This window comes from Pseudomonas sp. NPDC088890 (assembly GCF_044900155.1).
Classification (GTDB): Bacteria; Pseudomonadota; Gammaproteobacteria; order Pseudomonadales; family Pseudomonadaceae; genus Aquipseudomonas; species Aquipseudomonas urmiensis.
In genome coordinates this window covers 157,336-176,071 of sequence record NZ_JBJDNG010000008.1, presented here as the reverse complement: position 1 = coordinate 176,071, position 18,736 = coordinate 157,336, and the positions used below count along the sequence as shown (strand labels likewise).

Annotated in this window: 16 protein-coding genes; 9 read left to right on the top strand and 7 right to left on the bottom strand. The window is 60.9% G+C overall.

Annotated features, from left to right (window positions below; genetic code table 11):
- Nucleotides 1-6: 6 nt before the first annotated feature.
- Nucleotides 7-2,457, bottom strand: coding sequence for a glycogen/starch/alpha-glucan phosphorylase (locus ACI2JX_RS18315; protein ID WP_264235631.1), 2,451 nt, complete (start codon nt 2,455-2,457; stop codon nt 7-9).
- Between the two features lie 186 nt (nt 2,458-2,643).
- Between ACI2JX_RS18315 and ACI2JX_RS18310 the strand changes: the two genes are divergently transcribed.
- Complete coding sequence (locus ACI2JX_RS18310; protein WP_404690683.1) at nt 2,644-3,051, top strand: YkgJ family cysteine cluster protein; 408 nt, start codon at nt 2,644-2,646, stop codon at nt 3,049-3,051.
- Between the two features lie 139 nt (nt 3,052-3,190).
- On the opposite strand, the gene typA is transcribed toward ACI2JX_RS18310, so the two are convergent.
- Together typA and thiI are read right to left on the bottom strand one after the other, a co-directional pair.
- Entirely contained in the window at nt 3,191-5,011 is a 1,821-nt protein-coding gene (gene typA / locus ACI2JX_RS18305) for a translational GTPase TypA (RefSeq protein WP_186557619.1), read from the bottom strand.
- Between the two features lie 128 nt (nt 5,012-5,139).
- The gene (gene thiI, locus ACI2JX_RS18300) at nt 5,140-6,594 is read right to left on the bottom strand and encodes a tRNA uracil 4-sulfurtransferase ThiI (protein ID WP_264235633.1); all 1,455 of its coding nucleotides are present in this window, start codon (nt 6,592-6,594) and stop codon (nt 5,140-5,142) included.
- A 478-nt stretch (nt 6,595-7,072) separates the two neighbouring features.
- Between thiI and glnA the strand changes: the two genes are divergently transcribed.
- The 5 genes from glnA (at nt 7,073) to ACI2JX_RS18275 (ending at nt 12,559) form a co-directional block, all read left to right on the top strand.
- The gene (gene glnA / locus ACI2JX_RS18295) at nt 7,073-8,479 is read left to right on the top strand and encodes a glutamate--ammonia ligase (protein ID WP_186557617.1); all 1,407 of its coding nucleotides are present in this window, start codon (nt 7,073-7,075) and stop codon (nt 8,477-8,479) included.
- A 154-nt stretch (nt 8,480-8,633) separates the two neighbouring features.
- The gene (locus ACI2JX_RS18290) at nt 8,634-9,167 is read left to right on the top strand and encodes a chorismate mutase (protein ID WP_264235634.1); all 534 of its coding nucleotides are present in this window, start codon (nt 8,634-8,636) and stop codon (nt 9,165-9,167) included.
- 262 nt (nt 9,168-9,429) lie between these two features.
- A complete protein-coding gene (glnL, locus tag ACI2JX_RS18285) occupies nt 9,430-10,515 on the top strand; it encodes a nitrogen regulation protein NR(II) (RefSeq protein WP_186557615.1) in 1,086 nt (361 codons plus the stop codon).
- The gene (gene ntrC, locus ACI2JX_RS18280) at nt 10,512-11,948 is read left to right on the top strand and encodes a nitrogen regulation protein NR(I) (RefSeq protein ID WP_264235635.1); all 1,437 of its coding nucleotides are present in this window, start codon (nt 10,512-10,514) and stop codon (nt 11,946-11,948) included. The genes glnL and ntrC overlap by 4 nt, the downstream gene beginning before the upstream one ends.
- Nucleotides 11,949-12,109: 161 nt before the next feature.
- Entirely contained in the window at nt 12,110-12,559 is a 450-nt protein-coding gene (locus tag ACI2JX_RS18275; RefSeq protein ID WP_404690682.1) for an REP-associated tyrosine transposase, read from the top strand.
- 720 nt (nt 12,560-13,279) lie between these two features.
- On the opposite strand, the gene ACI2JX_RS18270 is transcribed toward ACI2JX_RS18275, so the two are convergent.
- Nucleotides 13,280-13,717, bottom strand: coding sequence for a hypothetical protein (locus ACI2JX_RS18270; protein WP_186557612.1), 438 nt, complete (start codon nt 13,715-13,717; stop codon nt 13,280-13,282).
- Here ACI2JX_RS18270 and trmL point away from each other — a divergent pair.
- Nucleotides 13,716-14,171 (top strand): tRNA (uridine(34)/cytosine(34)/5-carboxymethylaminomethyluridine(34)-2'-O)-methyltransferase TrmL, encoded by a 456-nt coding sequence (gene trmL / locus ACI2JX_RS18265; RefSeq protein ID WP_404690681.1) that lies wholly within the window; start codon nt 13,716-13,718, stop codon nt 14,169-14,171. The genes ACI2JX_RS18270 and trmL overlap by 2 nt on opposite strands.
- A 53-nt stretch (nt 14,172-14,224) precedes the next feature.
- On the opposite strand, the gene secB is transcribed toward trmL, so the two are convergent.
- The 3 genes from secB to ACI2JX_RS18250 are packed head-to-tail and all read right to left on the bottom strand — an operon-like array spanning nt 14,225 to nt 15,419.
- On the bottom strand, nt 14,225-14,710 hold the full coding sequence (secB, locus tag ACI2JX_RS18260) for a protein-export chaperone SecB (protein ID WP_186557610.1): 486 nt from the start codon (nt 14,708-14,710) through the stop codon (nt 14,225-14,227).
- Between the two features lie 39 nt (nt 14,711-14,749).
- Complete coding sequence (gene grxC, locus ACI2JX_RS18255; protein ID WP_186557609.1) at nt 14,750-15,004, bottom strand: glutaredoxin 3; 255 nt, start codon at nt 15,002-15,004, stop codon at nt 14,750-14,752.
- Between the two features lies 1 nt (nt 15,005).
- The gene (locus ACI2JX_RS18250) at nt 15,006-15,419 is read right to left on the bottom strand and encodes a rhodanese-like domain-containing protein (protein WP_186557608.1); all 414 of its coding nucleotides are present in this window, start codon (nt 15,417-15,419) and stop codon (nt 15,006-15,008) included.
- Between the two features lie 205 nt (nt 15,420-15,624).
- On the opposite strand from ACI2JX_RS18250, the gene gpmI reads away from it, so the two are divergent.
- Both gpmI and ACI2JX_RS18240 read left to right on the top strand, forming a co-directional pair.
- Nucleotides 15,625-17,160: a 2,3-bisphosphoglycerate-independent phosphoglycerate mutase gene (gene gpmI, locus ACI2JX_RS18245; RefSeq protein WP_404690680.1), complete on the top strand. Its 1,536-nt coding sequence runs from the start codon at nt 15,625-15,627 to the stop codon at nt 17,158-17,160.
- Nucleotides 17,161-17,375: 215 nt separating this feature from the next.
- Nucleotides 17,376-18,665, top strand: a complete 1,290-nt coding sequence (locus ACI2JX_RS18240; protein ID WP_368973098.1) for a murein hydrolase activator EnvC — start codon at nt 17,376-17,378, stop codon at nt 18,663-18,665.
- Nucleotides 18,666-18,736 lie beyond the last annotated feature (71 nt).

The window sequence follows — 18,736 nt, the reverse complement described above, 5'->3', positions numbered from 1 at the left end:
CATGGCTCAATCCAACGCCTTCCAGATTTCCGTCGCATACTCGCGAATGGTCCGATCCGACGAGAACCAGCCCATTCGCGCAGTATTGAGCACCGCCATGCGCCACCATTCCTGCGGCTTGTGCCAAAGCTCCTCGACCCGGCGCTGGGCATCCCAGTAGGCATCGAAGTCGGCACAGACCAAGAAGCGGTCATAGGCAATCAGCGAATCGATCAGGTGCGCATAGCGCGACGGATCATCCGGGGAGAACACCCCACTGCGAATCGCCTGCAAGACATCCCCCAGACGATGGGAAGCGGCAATCGCCGCATTGGCACCGAAGTCCCCTGCCCGCTTGCGCGCCTCGACCTGCTGAGCAGTCAGGCCGAAGATGAACATGTTTTCCTCGCCGACCTGCTCACACATCTCGACGTTGGCGCCATCGAGGGTGCCGATGGTCAGCGCGCCGTTGAGGCCGAACTTCATGTTGCTGGTACCGGACGCTTCATAGCCGGCGGTGGAGATCTGCTCGGAGAGGTCCGCCGCCGGGATGATGCTCTCGGCCAGGCTGACGTTGTAGTTGGGCAGGAACACCACCTTGAGCAAGCCGCGCACGGTCGGGTCGTTGTTGACCACCCGGGCGATGTCGTTGGCCAGCTTGATGATCAACTTGGCCTGGTGATAACTGGCCGCCGCCTTGCCGGCGAAGATCTTCACCCGCGGCACCCAGTCGGTGCCAGGCTCAGAGCGCATCGCCTGATACAGCGCCACGGTGTGCAGCAGGTTGAGCAACTGGCGCTTGTACTCGTGGATGCGCTTGACCTGAACGTCGAACAACGCCTCAGGATTGACCGTTACCCCCAGCCGATCCTGAATGATGCTGGCCAGCGCGCGCTTGCTATGCAGGCGCTGGGCGGCGAACTGCTTGCGAAACGCCGGCTTGTCAGCGAATGGAGCAAGGTTGGTCAGGCGTGTTTCCGAATCGTCCAGCACCTCTGCCCCCAGCGACTCGATGAGCATGCTGGTCAACTGTGGATTGGCTTGGTACAGCCAACGACGGAAGGTGATGCCGTTGGTCTTGTTGTTGATCCGCTGCGGATACAGCTTGTGCAGCTCGGCAAACACCGTGCTCTTCATCAGCTTGCTGTGCAGTGCCGACACGCCATTGACGCTGTGCGAGCCGAGGAAGGCCAGGTTGCCCATGCGCACCCGGCGGCCGTTGTCTTCTTCGATCAGCGACACCGCGCGCAGCACGTCGAAGTCGTGCAAGCCTTTGGCCCGCAACGCGTCGATATGGTAGGCGTTGATCAGATAGATGATCTGCATGTGCCGTGGCAGCATGCGCTCCATCAGGGCTACCGGCCAGGTTTCCAGCGCTTCCGGCAGCAGGGTGTGATTGGTGTAGGCCAACGTGCCGACTGTGACTTCCCAGGCTTTCTCCCAAGGGATTTCATGCTGGTCGACGAGTAGCCGCATCAACTCGGCCACAGCGATCGAGGGGTGGGTGTCGTTGAGCTGGATCGCCGCAGCGTCTGGCAGGTTGAGCAAGGTGTCGTGCATGTTCAAGTGCCGACGCAGCAAATCCTGCAGCGAGGCGGAAACGAAAAAGTACTCTTGGCGCAGGCGCAACTCCTGCCCCGCTTCAGTGCTATCGGCTGGGTACAGCACCCGCGAGATGCTCTCGGCTCGCGCCACTTCCGCCACCGCGCCTAAATGGTCGCCGGCATTGAAGCGTTCCAGATGCAGCTCTTCCAGGGCCCGCGCACGCCACAGGCGCAGGGTATTGACGCTGGCACCCCGCCAGCCGACCACCGGCGTGTCGTAGGCCACCGCCCGCACCGTCTCGCCCGGCCACCAGACCTGGCGCTGCTGGCCGGCGCTGTCCTGCACGGTTTCAACGCTGCCGCCAAAGCTGATCGGGTAGATCACCTCGGCGCGCTCGAACTCCCAGGGGTTGCCGAAATCCAGCCAGTTTTCGGTCTGCTCCTGCTGCCAGCCATCGACCACCGCCTGGCGGAACAGGCCGTGCTCGTAGCGGATGCCATAGCCATGCGCGGCGATGCCGAGGGTCGACATGCTTTCCATGAAGCAAGCCGCCAAGCGGCCCAGGCCACCATTACCCAGCGCCGCATCGGGTTCGAGCAGGCGGATTCGCTCAAGGTCGACATCCAGCCCATCGAGGGCTTCCCGGGCAATGTCCAGCAGCCCGAGATTGCTCAGGCTGTCGAACAGCAACCGGCCTATCAGGAACTCCAGGGAGAGGTAATAGACGCGCTTCTGGCTGCGTCGATAGGCCTGTCGGGTGTGATCCATCCAGTGGTCGACCATATGGTCGCGCGCGGCCAGGGCGATGGCCTCGAACCAGTCATGATCGAAGGCGTGCTCCGGGTCCTTGCCGACCGCGTAGGTCAGCTTGGCCAATACAGCGGCACGAAATTCGGCCACCTCGGCGTCACGTGCTTTAGGTTCCTGGGACATGCGGCATCCTCGGGCAAGTTGACGAAAGCGGAGGGAGATTGTTGAGACTAGACCCTTCGACAGAGAGTGACAGTTCCCGTTCGCAGTTTTCATGCCCATAACGGCAATCGGGCAAAAGGTTGTTCACAAATTGAACAACTCCGGTATGATCGCGCGCCCCAAGACCGTGATCTGCCCCCCATAACTATGAAACCGACCCTGATTGCCGCGGCCGAAGTCGACCGCCTGGAAACCTGGCAGCGCTATGCCAGCCATATGTGCGGGGGCTGCCATTCGACCTGCTGCACCCTGCCTGTTGAAGTGAAGATCAAAGACCTGATCCGTATTGGCGTGGTGGATGAGTTCGAAAAGGACGAGCCGCCAAAGAACGTCGCCAAGCGCCTGCAGAAGGAAGGCATCATCGAACGCTTCAACCAGAAGTCAGGGATCTTCACCCTGACCCGGATGAGCAACGATGACTGCATGTATCTGGATCGTAAAAGCCGCCTGTGCACCATTTATGACAAGCGCCCGGATACCTGCCGCAACCACCCCAAGGTCGGGCCGCGGCCGGGGTACTGCGCCTACAAGCCCAAAGCCGTTACGCGCCAATAGCTGGCCAGTCTGTTAGCACGCCGAGCTTACTGCGTGGGAGCGGGCTTGCCCCGCGATTGGGCCTCTGCCTGACACCCCACACAAACAAAAACGCCCCCGGCCTTTCGACCGGGGGCGTTTTCATTCAGCCTGAGCTAACTCAGTTCTTGGCTTTCTTGGCAGCGCGGGTACGCTCGCCTTCGTCCAGGATCTTCTTACGCAGACGGATCGACTTCGGCGTGACTTCGCACAGCTCGTCGTCCTGGATGAATTCCAGGGCCTGTTCGAGGGTGTGGCGAACTGGCGGAACCAGGGCGATGACTTCGTCCTTGCCCGAAGCACGCATGTTGTCGAGCTTCTTGCCTTTGGTCGGGTTCACGCCCAGGTCGTTGTCACGGCTGTTCAGGCCGATGATCTGACCGTTGTAGATCTCTTGGCCGTGTTCAACGAACAGCTTGCCGCGAGCCTGCAGGGTTTCCAGCGAGTAGGTCAGAGCCTTGCCAGTCTCGACCGACACCAGAACGCCGTTCAGGCGGCCGGACATCTGGCCCGACTTCATGGTGTCGTAGCGATCGAAGATCGAGGTCAGGATGCCTGCACCGTTGGTCAGGGTCAGGAACTGGTTACGGAAACCGATCAGACCACGAGCTGGAATGTTGTACTCCAGGCGAACACGGCCCTTGCCATCCGGAACCATGTTGGTCAGGTCGCCTTTACGCAGACCCATCTCTTCCATGACCTTGCCCTGGGATTCTTCAGGGATGTCGATGGTGACGTTCTCGAACGGCTCCTGCTTGACGCCGTCGACTTCGCGGATGATCACTTCAGGACGGCCTACGGCCATCTCGAAACCTTCACGACGCATGGTTTCGATCAACACCGACAGGTGCAGTTCGCCACGGCCCGATACCTTGAACTTGTCAGGGGAATCGGTTTCCTGAACGCGCAGGGCAACGTTGTACAGCAGCTCTTTGTCCAGACGGTCCTTGATGTTACGGCTGGTGACGAACTTGCCTTCCTTGCCGCAGAACGGCGAGTCGTTGACCTGGAAGGTCATCGAAACGGTCGGCTCGTCAACGGTCAGCGGCTTCATCGCTTCTACCGCGTCAGGTGCGCACAGGGTGTCGGAGATGAACAGCTCATCGAAACCGCTGATGCAGACGATGTCGCCCGCTTGGGCTTCTTCGACGTCGATGCGGTGCAGACCGTGGTGGCCCATCAGCTTGAGGATACGGCCGTTACGCTTCTTGCCGTTGGTGTCGATGGCGACAACCGGGGTGTTCGGCTTGACGCGACCACGGGCGATACGGCCAACGCCGATAACACCGAGGAAGCTGTTGTAGTCCAGAGCGGAGATCTGCATCTGGAACGGACCGTCACGGTCGACAGACGGCGCAGGTACGTTGTCGATGATCGACTGGTACAGCGGGGTCATGTCTTCGGCCATGTCGGTGTGGTCCAGACCGGCGATGCCGTTCAGGGCCGAGGCGTAGACGACTTTGAAGTCCAGCTGTTCGTCGGTAGCACCGAGGTTGTCGAACAGGTCGAAGATCTGGTCCAGAACCCAGTCAGGACGCGCGCCCGGGCGGTCGACCTTGTTGATCACGACGATTGGCTTCAGACCTGCTTCGAAAGCCTTTTTGGTCACGAAGCGGGTTTGCGGCATCGGGCCGTCTTGGGCGTCGACCAACAGCAGCACCGAGTCAACCATCGACATTACACGCTCAACCTCGCCACCGAAGTCGGCGTGGCCGGGGGTGTCGACGATGTTGATGTGGTAGCCGTTCCAGTTGATGGCGGTGTTTTTCGCCAGAATGGTAATGCCGCGCTCTTTTTCCTGGTCGTTGGAGTCCATCACGCGCTCGTCGTTGAGCTCGTTACGCTCCAGGGTGCCGGACTGGCGCAGGAGTTTGTCGACCAGGGTGGTTTTACCATGGTCAACGTGGGCGATGATGGCGATGTTACGCAGATTTTCGATCACAAATGTATCTCGATCAGAGGATTCGGTTTGCTGCCCAGTCTAGGCAGCCAATATGAAGGTAAAAGGCTCAGCGGGCCCATTGGTCGGGAGGGCGATGGCGGATGCTGCCGCCATACAGCCCTGGCGTCTTATGCCGGACGATAAACACGCACATTGGCATGTCCCTCACTGAGCAGGTGATGCGCGTGCAGGCGGCTCATGACGCCCTTGTCGCAATAAAGAAGGTACTGACGATTGCCATCGAGGTGCTTGAAGCGGCTGTTGATGGCATAGAAAGGCATGACCTGGACCTCGATGCCGTCGATCACCAGGGGTTCGTCTTCCTGGGCATCGGGGTGGCGAATATCGATGACGATCTGGCCAGGCAGGGCTTCGCCCACTTCCTCGACCTGAATGTCCTGGCCCAGCTCGTCGATAACGTGGTCGATCGAGATGAAACGGGCACGCTCCAAGGCGCGCTCGAGCACCTGCATGTCGAACTGGTTTTCTTCATGCACGACCCGGTGCGGTTTGGCACAGGTGGTCGGGTTCACCGAGATCACGCCGCAGTATTCTGGCATGTGCTTGGCGAACTCGGCGGTACCGATCTGATAAGCGGTGTCGATGATGTCCTGCTTGTGGCTGGCCAATAGCGGGCGCAGTACCAACTTGTCGGTGGCCTGGTCGATCACTGCCAGGTTTGGCAGGGTCTGGCTGGACACCTGGGAGATCGCCTCGCCGGTGACCAGGGCGTCGATTTCCAGACGGTCGGCGATTTTCGCCGAGGCGCGCAACATCATGCGCTTGAGGGTGACGCCCATGTAGCTGTTGTCGACCTTGCCGAGAATCTCGCCGACCACTTCTTCGAACGGCACGCTGATGAACAGCACGCGCTGGCTGCTGCCGTATTTCTTCCACAGGTAGTGGGCAACTTCCATCACCCCCAGCTCGTGGGCACGGCCGCCGAGATTGAAGAAGCAGAAATGGGTCATCAGGCCGCGGCGCATCATCTGGTAGGCGGCCACCGTGGAGTCGAAGCCACCGGACATCAACACCAACGTCTGCTCCAGGGCGCCCAGCGGATAGCCGCCGATGCCCTGGTGCTGGTTGTGGATCACGTACAGGCGCTGGTCGCGGATCTCGATGCGCACCATCACTTCTGGAGTCTTCAGGTCGATCCCAGAGGCGCCGCACTGCTGGCGCAGTTGGCTGCCGACGTAGCGATCGACGTCCATCGAAGTGAAGTCATGGTGGCCGCCGCGCTTGCAGCGTACGGCGAAGCGTTTACCGGCCAGCAGGTGACCGAAGTGCTGCTTGCACTTCTCGACGATATCGTCGAAGTCGCCCAGCGGGTATTCCTCCACTTGCAGGAAGTGGGTGATCCCCGGCATGCAGGACAGGCGCTCGATCATCTCGCGCTGGACTTTTTCGTCTTCGACGCGGGTGACCACTTCGAGGTTGTCCCAGACACCATCGACCTTCAGCTCAGGGTCCAGATCCTTGAGCACATTGCGAATGTTCTTCGCGAGCTGACGGATGAAGCGCTTGCGCACTGGCCGGCTCTTGATGGTGATTTCTGGGAAGACTTTGACGATAAGTTTCATGGGTAAACAGCGCGCCCAGGGCCTGCCGAAAATGAGGGGCGCGAATTATAGCGGAAATTGCTCAGGATTTGAGCAACTTTTGTACAGAAGGTTTGACTTTCTCTGCCAAGCCCTGTTTTACAGGCCTGCAGCTATCGCGGGGCAAGCCCGCTCCCACGCAGCCTCCACGTTCTCCTGTACAGGCAGCGTGGGAACGGGCTTGCCCCGCGATAGAGCCCTGGCGATGAGAAGCAGTCGAATTTCGCACCATTACGGTGCATAAACTTTCAAAAACGCCTCTTATCAGTGCGCCACAGCCCGCCCATCCCGGAATAAATGCCCATAAACGCCTGCTTTTGTCCTGCCCTCGCCATTTTTGGGCACTGGCATGCAATTTGCTCCCTTGTGAGGCAGGTAAGCTTGGCCGACTATGCGCGCCCGGCGACACCCTTTTTCCAGGGCAGCGGCCCACCGCGCTCTAGACCATCCGGAGGACAACATGTCGAAGTCGGTTCAGCTCATCAAAGATCATGACGTCAAGTGGATTGATCTGCGTTTCACGGACACCAAAGGCAAGCAGCAACACGTCACCATGCCAGCTCGCGATGCGCTGGATGATGAGTTCTTCGAAGCTGGCAAGATGTTCGATGGTTCCTCCATCGAAGGTTGGAAAGGCATCGAAGCCTCCGACATGATCCTGCTGCCGGATGACAGCACCGCCGTGCTGGACCCGTTCACCGAAGAGCCGACCCTGATCCTGGTCTGCGACGTGATCGAGCCGTCCACCATGCAAGGCTACGACCGCGACCCACGCGCCATCGCCCGTCGCGCCGAAGAGTACCTGAAGACCACCGGTATCGGTGACACCGTCTTCGTCGGTCCAGAGCCTGAGTTCTTCATCTTCGACGACGTCAAGTTCAAGTCCGACATCTCCGGTTCGATGTTCAAGATCTTCTCCGAGCAAGGCTCGTGGATGACCGACCAGGACGTCGAAGGCGGCAACAAAGGCCACCGCCCAGGCGTCAAAGGCGGCTACTTCCCGCTGCCGCCGGTCGACCACGACCACGAAATCCGCACCGCAATGTGCAACGCCCTGGAAGAAATGGGCCAGGTCGTCGAAGTTCACCACCACGAAGTGGCAACTGCCGGCCAGAACGAAATCGGCGTCAAGTTCAACACCCTGGTCGCCAAGGCTGACGAAGTTCAGACCCTGAAGTACTGCGTGCACAACGTTGCCGACGCATACGGCCGCACCGCGACCTTCATGCCTAAGCCACTGTACGGTGACAACGGTTCGGGCATGCACGTGCACATGTCGATCGCCAAAGAAGGCAAGAACACCTTCGCTGGTGAAGGCTATGCCGGCCTGTCGGAAACCGCCCTGTACTTCATCGGCGGCATCATCAAGCACGGTAAAGCCCTGAACGGCTTCACCAACCCGGCTACCAACTCCTATAAGCGTCTGGTACCAGGCTTCGAAGCTCCGGTCATGCTGGCCTACTCGGCCCGTAACCGTTCGGCTTCGATCCGTATCCCTTACGTTTCCAGCCCGAAAGCTCGCCGCATCGAAGCGCGCTTCCCGGACCCAGCTGCCAACCCATACCTGTGCTTCGCTGCACTGCTGATGGCTGGCCTGGACGGCATCCAGAACAAGATCCACCCAGGCGATGCCGCCGACAAGAACCTGTACGACCTGCCGCCTGAAGAGGCCAAGGAAATCCCACAGGTTTGCGGTAGCCTGAAAGAAGCCCTGGAAGAGCTGGACAAGGGCCGTGCGTTCCTGACCAAGGGCGGCGTGTTCTCCGATGACTTCATCGATGCCTACATCGAACTGAAGTCGGAAGAAGAAATCCGCGTTCGCACCTTCGTCCACCCGCTGGAATACGATCTGTACTACAGCGTCTGATGCTAGCGGCGCCTGGCGCCGCAACCATCACCAAGAAACGGCCTCCTCGCGAGGCCGTTTCTGTTTTCAGAGGCACCTTTTTCGGAAGTGTCTGACTGCCGATATTTGAGACGGGTTGCACACTTCGGGGCTCCACTGCCACAGGAGACTCATCATGCGCCTTGCCTCACTTGCGCTGTGCTGCGCACTCGGCCTCACTGGCTGCAGTGCCGAGCCAGTCGATCCTGCCCTGTCCCGATTACTCGACAGTATCGAACGCCGGCTGGCGCTTGCCGAAGCCGTGGCCCTGCACAAGTGGGACCGCCAGCAACCGGTCCAAGCCACTGCCCGCGAGCAATCGGTGCTCGACGCCGTGCGCCGCTCAGCCCCAGCCCATCAACTCAGCACAGAACACGCCGAGGCGTTCTTTGCCGACCAGATGGAAGCCAACAAGCTGCTGCAATACGCCTTGCTGTCGCAATGGCGACTGGATGGCGAAGCCCCCGATCTGCCGCGCCAAGACCTGCAAAGCAAGATTCGCCCTCGACTGGATGTCCTGCAGGATGATCTGCTGCGCAACCTCGCGCAGTTCCGCCATAACCGTTCTGCCCAGTGCCCTGAGCAAGTCGCCAGCGCACTGCGCCAGCGCGAAGGCGACTTCCTGCATTACCTGGCGATGATTCGCGCCTCTGGCCAGCTGTGTGAATGAGTCAAGCGTCGCTATGCTCTATATTGGTGCATGAAAAGTCTAAGCGCCCCGTGATGCAGCCCAATTTGGGTCACGTGAAACGATAAACCACGATTTAAATCCCCCGAATGGCGCGGTAGCAGGTGTTTCTCGGGAAATTGCGCTTCTTTTCGGAGCCTTGGTTTGTTTCTTGCATTTTCAAGCCATCACGCGGATCACCAGCGCGCCCGCCCTTGGCCCAGCCATCGGCGGCCCATGTGCCAAAAGAGGTCAACGACGCCCCATGACCATCAGCGATGCACAGCACCGTCTGCTTCTGGACAACCTGACCACCGCCACGCTGCTGCTCAACGCCGAGCTGCGCCTGGAGTACATGAACCCGGCTGCGGAAATGCTCCTGGCCGTCAGTGGCCAGCGCAGTCATGGCCAGTTCATCAGTGAGCTGTTCACCGAGTCGACTGAAGCGCTCAACTCGCTGCGCCAGGCGGTGGAACAAGCACACCCGTTCACCAAGCGCGAAGCCCAACTGACCTCGTTGACCGGCCAGAGCATCACCGTCGACTACGCCGTTACGCCGATCCTGCATCAGGGCCAGACCCTGCTGCTGCTTGAAGTACACCCGCGCGACCGACTGCTGCGCATCACTAAAGAAGAAGCCCAGCTGTCCAAGCAGGAAACCACCAAGATGCTGGTGCGTGGCCTGGCCCACGAGATCAAGAACCCGCTGGGCGGTATTCGCGGCGCAGCGCAGCTGCTCGCGCGCGAGCTGCCCGAGGATGGCCTGCGTGACTACACCAACGTGATCATCGAAGAGGCCGACCGCCTGCGCAACCTGGTCGACCGCATGCTCGGCTCGAACAAACTGCCGTCGCTTGCGATGACCAACGTGCATGAAGTGCTGGAGCGCGTGTGCAGCCTGGTCGAGGCCGAAAGCCAGGGTGGCATCACGTTGGTACGCGATTACGACCCGAGCCTGCCGGACGTGCTGATCGACCGCGAACAGATGATCCAGGCCGTCCTCAACATCGTGCGTAACGCCATGCAGGCGATCAGTGGCCAGAACGAGCTGCGCCTGGGTCGTATCACCCTGCGCAGTCGTGCGGTGCGCCAGTTCACCATCGGCCACATCCGTCATCGCCTGGTGGCTAGGGTCGAGATTACCGACAACGGCCCCGGCATCCCGGCGGAACTGCAAGACACCCTCTTCTATCCCATGGTCAGCGGACGCCCGGACGGCACCGGGCTCGGCCTGGCCATCACCCAGAACATCATCAGCCAGCACCAGGGCCTGATCGAATGTGAAAGCCACGCCGGCCACACCACCTTCTCGATCTTCCTGCCCCTGGAACAAGGAGCCACAGCCCAATGAGCCGTAGTGAAACCGTCTGGATCGTCGACGATGATCGCTCCATCCGCTGGGTCCTGGAAAAAGCCCTGCAACAAGAAGGCATGACCACCCAGAGCTTCGACAGCGCCGACGGCGTCATGGGCCGCCTGGCCCGGCAGCAGCCGGATGTGATCATCTCTGACATCCGCATGCCCGGTGCCAGTGGCCTGGACCTGTTGGCGCAGATCCGCGAACAGCATCCGCGCCTGCCGGTGATCATCATGACCGCCCATTCCGACCTGGACAGCGCCGTGGCCTCGTACCAAGGCGGCGCGTTCGAGTACCTGCCCAAGCCATTCGACGTGGACGAGGCGGTGTCGCTGGTCAAGCGTGCCAATCAACATGCCCAGGAGCAGCAAGGCCTGGACGTACCGGCAGCCCTGACCCGCACCCCGGAGATCATCGGTGAAGCGCCGGCGATGCAGGAGGTGTTCCGCGCCATTGGCCGGCTCAGCCACTCCAACATCACCGTGCTGATCAACGGTGAGTCGGGCACCGGTAAAGAGCTGGTCGCCCACGCCCTGCACCGCCACAGCCCGCGCGCGGCGTCGCCGTTCATTGCCTTGAACATGGCGGCGATCCCCAAGGACTTGATGGAGTCCGAGCTGTTCGGTCACGAGAAGGGCGCCTTCACCGGCGCGGCCAACCTGCGCCGTGGCCGCTTCGAACAGGCCGACGGCGGCACCTTGTTCCTCGACGAGATCGGCGACATGCCCGCCGACACCCAGACCCGACTGTTGCGGGTGCTGGCCGACGGCGAGTTCTACCGGGTTGGCGGCCATGTGCCGGTCAAGGTCGACGTGCGCATCATCGCCGCGACCCATCAGAATCTGGAAACCCTGGTGCAGGCCGGCAAGTTCCGGGAAGACTTGTTCCATCGCCTGAACGTCATCCGCATCCATATCCCGCGCCTGGCAGATCGCCGCGAAGATATTCCGACCTTGGCGCGGCACTTCCTCGGGCGCGCGGCCCAGGAGTTGGCGGTCGAGCCCAAACTGCTCAAGCCGGAGACCGAAGAGTTCATTCGCAACCTGCCGTGGCCAGGCAACGTGCGCCAGCTGGAGAACACCTGCCGCTGGATCACCGTAATGGCCTCCAGCCGCGAAGTGCTGATCGGCGACCTGCCGCCCGAGCTACTCAACCTGCCGCAGGATGCCGCGCCGGTGACCAACTGGGAGCAGGCGTTGCGCCAATGGGCCGACCAGGCGCTGGCCCGGGGTCAGTCGAACCTGCTCGATAGCGCAGTGCCCAGTTTTGAACGGATCATGATCGAGACGGCGCTCAAGCATACGGCGGGGCGTCGGCGCGATGCTGCGGTGTTGCTGGGTTGGGGGCGCAATACCCTGACGCGCAAGATCAAAGAACTGGGAATGAAGGTCGATGGCGGGGATGATGATGAAGGCGATGAGCATTGATCTACGCTAGCCATTGACCGGCATCGCGCGGCAGCCCCTCCTCACGCGGGAGCGGGCTTGCCCCGCGATAGCATTGTTGCAGACACACCCTGCTCCAATCCTGCCTGGCAACGGTTCACATTGCGGCCTACCTTGAGAGCTCATCATTCAAGGAGACCGACATGGATCGTCCCGCCTCCAACCGCCTGCGCCGAGGCCGCTTTTCAGAGCCCGGCCGTATCTACCTGCTGACCAGCACAACGAAGGACCGGCGGCCCATATTCGCCGATTTCGGTGCTGCCCGCTGCCTCCCCCCGCTCCTCCACCAAGCCGAAATTGAAAACGCCCTTCGCTCTCTTGCCTGGGTAATCATGCCCGATCACTTCCACTGGCTGATCGAACTGCGCGACAGCACGCTGTGTAGCTTGATGCGGCGATTCAAATCCAGAAGCCGTTGCTCGCTATACAAACAAGGCAAGGTAGAGGGACGGTTATGGCAGCCTGGCTACCATGACCGGGCACTGAGGCGCGATGAGGATGTGCGCGACTTTGCGCGCTATATCGTGTGCAATCCGCTGCGGGCAGGCCTGGCAGAGCGCCTTGGCGATTACCCTCATTGGGACGCTGTTTAGCTGTGAGGATGCGATCGCGGGGCAAGCCCGCTCCCACGTTAATGCTCGTTGTTACGGGCTGAACCGCCCTACCATACCCCGCAATTGCTGCTCCAACTGCCCCAACTCGCCTTGCGTCAGGTGTTGTAAGGCCAACGAGACTTTGCGTGGGAGCGTTTGCGTGGGAGCGTTTGCGTGGGGCGTTTGCGTGGGGCGTTTGCGTGGGGCGTTTGCGTGGGAGCGGGCTTGCCCCGCGATAGCGGTGTTTGCCATGACGCTAATCGCGGGGCAAGCCCGCTCCCACGTTGATGCGCGCTGTTAAAGATTGAACCGCGCCACCATGCCCCTGCAATACTGCTCCAACTACTCTTACTCGCCTTGCGTCAGGCGCTGAAAGGCCAACGAGCGTTTGCGTGTGAGGCCTTAACTTTATCTGGGGTCGAACTGTCTGCATGCACCGTTGCTGTGCTTCATGCACCTCGCAAAGGCACAAATCCCCTCAAAGCCTGGCCGAACTGTCTTGAAACGCAATGTTTCCGGGCTTTCCGAAACTGGCACGACACCTGCAACAAGTACTGTATCTCCAGTTTCGGGGACCTCGGTACAGGCAGGCCGGGAATTCCCCTCTTTTATTCGTGCAGTTCGCTGCACACCCAACGCCCAGCGTGCTCCCGGCCTATCGCCGCGCTGCACGCTCCAGTTCTGGGGACCTCGGTACAGGCAGGCCGGGAATCCCCTCTTTTATTCGTGCAGCCTCACCTGCACTCGCCAGCGTCCCGCATCCTCTGCACCGACCCAGTCGCCCTGCAGAGGGCGCGCGGCAACCACTGTCAGCAGCAAGCCTTCCTCGCTCTTCTGCACCCGCCACCCCACTGGCTTACCCTGCAACGTCAGCTGCCCACGCTGGGACTTGCCCTGTGCTTCGAAGACCACTGCAACCGTGCCTTCGACATTCTCGCCATGCAGCTTGGGCTCTTCGTTGAACCACAGGTCCAAGCCGCCCTGCACCACTTCTATCTGCTCCAGCACGCGCTCTTCAGGGGTGGTAAGGCGGCCGATCATCAGCCCGACCATCACCCCGACGATGGCCAGGGAAAACATCACGCGCGGGAAGGCTTTCGAACGCAGGTCGGGTTCGGGGGTAGAATGCCCGTCATCTTCATGCTTGGAGCCGTGCATGTTTCACGTCATCCTTTTTCAACCAGAAATTCCGCCGAATACCGGCAATATCATCCGCCTCTGTGCCAACAGCGGCTGCGCCTTGCACCTGATCGAGCCGATCGGCTTCGAGCTGGGCGACAAGCGCTTGCGCCGGGCCGGGCTGGATTACCATGAGTATGCCACGCTCAAGCGCCACCAGAGCCTGGCCGGATGCCTGGAAAGCCTCGGCCAGCCGCGCCTGTTCGCCTTCACCACCAAAGGCTCGCATCCGTTTCACGAGGTCGCTTACCAGCCGGGCGATGCGTTCTTGTTTGGGCCTGAAAGTCGCGGGTTGCCCGCCGAAGTGCTGGACAATTTGCCGGCTGAGCAGAAGCTGCGCCTGCCGATGCGTCCGGGCTGTCGCAGCTTGAACCTGTCCAATACCGTTGCAGTGACGGTATACGAGGCGTGGCGTCAGCAAGGGTTTGCCTGACGGCCATGAAAAAAGCGCCCCAAGGGGCGCTTTTCGTTTCTCGCAAGCCGTGCTTACTGCAGCGACGGTGCTTCGCCAGCGGCCTGCATGCGCTCCATCTCTTGCGCGTACAGGGCGTCGAAGTTGACCGGCGACAGCATCAGGGCCGGGAACGAACCACGGGTCACCAGGCTGTCCAGGGTTTCGCGCGCATACGGGAACAGGATGTTCGGGCAGAATGCACCCAGGGTGTGGCTCATCGATGGCGCGTCGAGGTTCTTGATCAGGAAGATACCCGCCTGCTGAACTTCGGCAATGAACGCCACTTCGTCACCGTTCTTGACGGTTACCGACAGGGTCAGTACGACTTCGTGGAAGTCACCTTCCAGGGCTTTCTGACGGGTGTTCAGGTCCAGCGAAACCGCCGGTTCCCACTGCTGACGGAAGATCTGCGGGCTCTTTGGCGCTTCGAACGACAGGTCGCGCACATAGATGCGCTGCATGGAAAATTGTGGGGCGTTTTCGTCGGCGGCGGCGCCGTTATTTTGTTGGTCAGTCATGGCAGATCCTTTTCCTAATGGGGTTCTAAGCGGTGTGAATCAGGCCGCGAGAAGGCTGTCGAGCTTGCCCGCCCGCTCCAGGGCATAGAGGTCATCGCAACCACCGACATGGGTACTGCCGATCCAGATCTGCGGCACCGAGGTACGGCCGGCCTTCTGGCTCATTTCGGCGCGAACCTGTGGTTTGCCGTCGACCTTGATTTCCTCGAACGCCACGCCCTTGCTCTCGAGCAGGTACTTGGCGCGCATGCAGTAGGGGCAGTAGTCGCTGGAGTAAACGATGACGGGCTTCATATCACTTCACCAGGGGCAGGTTATCGGCTTTCCAGCTGGAAATGCCACCGCTGAGCTTGGCGGCGGTATAACCAGCCTTGAGCAGTTCACGGCAATGGGTACCAGACTGCTGGCCCATGCTGTCGACCACGATCAGGGTCTTGTCTTTGTGTTTCTCCAGCTCTGCCATGCGAGTGGCGAGCTTGTCTTGCGGGATGTTCAGCGCACCGACGATGTGCCCTGCCGAATATTCCTTGCTCGGGCGGATGTCGATCACCAGACCCTTGTCGGCATTGACCAGGGCGGTCAATTGGCCGTTGCTCAGGCTCTGCCCGCCGCGACGAATTTCATTGACCAGCAGCAGGATCAGCAGAACGAAGAAGATCGCCACCAGAATGAAGTGGTTTGTGGCAAAAGTGATCAGGTTAGCAACCATCAGGTGTGTTCCACGCGATTGAAAATGGCGGCCAGTATACACAGCCCCAAAGGCCCACCAAAGCCCGTAGGCCAGGCAGGCGAACAGCTTTCATTGCAGTTGGTCGGGACGATGGTCGGGCAGCACGATGAATTTTCGCCCCAGATGGCGTATTTGCCCTAAAATGCGTGTCTTTATCATCTTCTAGCAACCGTGAGTGGGATTGATGACGAGCACGCCTAAACCCCTGGTCCTGATCATCCTGGATGGTTTCGGTCACAGCGAAAGCCCCGAGTACAACGCCATCTTTGCAGCCAACACCCCGGTCTACGATCGCCTGCGGGCTACTCAGCCCAACGGCTTGATCTCCGGCTCTGGCATGGATGTCGGCTTGCCCGACGGCCAGATGGGCAACTCTGAGGTCGGTCACATGAACCTCGGAGCCGGGCGCGTGGTGTACCAGGACTTCACCCGGGTGACCAAGGCCATCCGTGACGGCGAGTTCTTCCATAACCCCGTGCTGACCGGTGCCGTGGACAAGGCCGCCAGCGCCGGCAAGGCCGTGCACATTCTCGGCCTGCTCTCCGACGGCGGCGTACACAGCCACCAGGACCACCTGGTCGCCATGGCCGAACTGGCCGCACAACGTGGCGCCGAGAAAATCTACCTGCACGCCTTCCTCGATGGTCGCGACACCCCGCCACGCAGCGCCCAGTCGTCGATCGAACTGCTCGACGCAACCTTCGCCAAGCTGGGTAAAGGCCGCATCGCCAGCCTGATCGGCCGCTACTTCGCAATGGACCGTGACAACCGTTGGGACCGCGTCAGCGCCGCCTACAACCTGATCGTCGACTCGGTGGCCGACTACACTGCCGATACCGCCGTGGCAGGCCTTGAAGCCGCCTACGCACGCGACGAAAGCGATGAGTTCGTCAAAGCCACACGCATTGGCGAAGCGGTGAAGGTCGAAGATGGCGATGCGGTGATCTTCATGAACTTCCGCGCCGACCGTGCCCGCGAGCTGTCGCGCGTGTTTGTCGAGCCAGACTTCAACGAATTCCCGCGGGCCCGCCTGCCCAAGCTTGCCGCCTACATCGGCCTGACCCAGTACTCGGCCAAGATCGCTGCCCCTGCGGCCTTTGCCCCAGCCAGCCTGGACAACGTACTGGGCGAGTACCTGGCGAAAAACGGCAAGACCCAGCTGCGTATCGCCGAGACCGAGAAGTATGCCCACGTGACGTTCTTCTTCTCGGGCGGGCGTGAAGAGCCGTTCGAAGGCGAAGAGCGCATCCTGATCCCGTCGCCGAAGGTCGCCACCTACGACCTGCAGCCAGAAATGAACGCCCCTGAAGTGACCGACCGCATCGTCGAAGCCATCGAGCAGCAGCGCTTCGATGTCATCGTGGTCAACTACGCCAACGGCGACATGGTCGGCCATACCGGCGTGTTCGAGGCGGCGGTCAAGGCTGTCGAGGCGCTGGACACTTGCGTGGGACGCATCGTCGAGGCGTTGGACAAGGTTGGCGGCGAAGCGCTGATTACCGCCGACCACGGCAACGTTGAACAAATGGAAGACGAGTGCACCGGCCAGGCGCATACCGCTCACACCACCGAGCCGGTGCCGTTCATCTATGTCGGCAAGCGCAAGCTTAAGGTCCGCGAAGGCGGCGTGCTGGCGGACGTGGCGCCGACCATGCTGCAACTGCTGGGCCTGGAAAAGCCAGCAGAGATGACCGGAACCTCGATCCTGGTGGATGCCTGATAACTACGGGGCCTGTCCAACAGGTCCTGGCACACCGCCTGTTTTATGATCGACTCGATTGCTGTGGGAGCGGGCTCGCCCGCGAAGGGCCGCAAAGCGGCCCCAGTCTCACGGTTTTCCAGACCAACGCCTCGCCGCAGATGCCGCGAGGCGTTTTTTTTGCAGGCCCAGGCGGGCATACTAGGCCAGTCTCCATCCCTGGTACGCCCAACCTCATGCTTCGCGCCCTGATTCTTCTCGCCCTGTCTTGCCTGCTCAGCCCGGCCTTCGCCGATGAGCGTGCGCAGACCCAGCAACAACTGGACGCCACCCGCCAGGACATCGCCGAGCTCAAGAAGATGCTGGGCAAGCTCCAGGAGGAAAAGTCTGGCGTGCAAAAAGACCTCAAGAGCACCGAGACCGATATCGGCGCGCTGGAAAAACAGGTGGAGGCGTTGCAGCAAGAACTAAAAAAGACCGAGGGCGAACTGGAGCGCCTTGATACCGAGAAAAAAAAACTCCAGTCCGCCCGCGTTGAACAGCAACGCCTGATCGCCATTCAGGCCCGTTCGGCTTACCAGAACAATGGCCGTGAGGAATACCTCAAGCTGCTGCTCAACCAGCAGAACCCTGAGAAATTCGCCCGCACCCTGACGTACTACGATTACCTGAGCAAGGCGCGCCTGGAGCAACTGCGCACCTTCAACGAAACCCTGCGCCAGCTGGCCAATGTCGAACAGGACATCGCCAGCCAACAGGCGCAACTGCTGGCCCAGCGCGGCAATCTCGACAGCCGCCGGCAAGAGCTCGAAGCCGAGCGCAGCAAGCGCCAGCAGGTGCTGGCCAAGCTCAACAGCGACCTGAAAGAGCGCGACCAGAAACTGCAAGCGCGCCAGCAGGATCAAGCCGAGCTGGGCAAAGTCCTCAAAACCATCGAGGAAACCCTTGCTCGTCAGGCCCGCGAAGCCGAGGAGGCGCGCCAGAAGGCCTTGCTCGCTCAGCAGGAGGCTGAGAAGCGTCGCCAGCAAGAAGCCCTGGCCGCTCGCCAAGCGCCAGAGCCGCCGAAGAAAAAGGCCCTGACCACCCTCGGCCCACTGGTTTCTGGAGATGGCGCCAACTACGGCGGCGCATTTTCTGCCGCTCGGGGAAAACTTCCATGGCCAGTCAATGGTCGACTACTGGCACGCTTCGGCGATGCGCGCGGTGGCGATGCCCGGGCCAAATGGGATGGCGTGATGATCAGCGCCGCCACCGGCACCCAAGTGCGCGCTGTGCATGGCGGTAGAGTGGTATTTGCCGACTGGTTGCGCGGCGCTGGACTTCTGGTCATTCTCGACCATGGTAATGGTTACCTGAGCCTGTACGGCCACAACCAGAGCCTGCTCAAGAGCGCCGGTGACGTAGTCAAGGCCGGCGAAGCCATCTCCACCGTGGGTGACAGCGGTGGTCAGGATAGCGCAGGCTTGTACTTCGCCATTCGCCAGCAGGGCCGCCCCAGCGACCCCGCGCAATGGTGCCGTGGCTAGGCATTTTATTTTTACGGTGGCTGCACCGTGGCTCCTGCGGGAGCGCCAACAGGATCAGGAGTTCGTTCGAC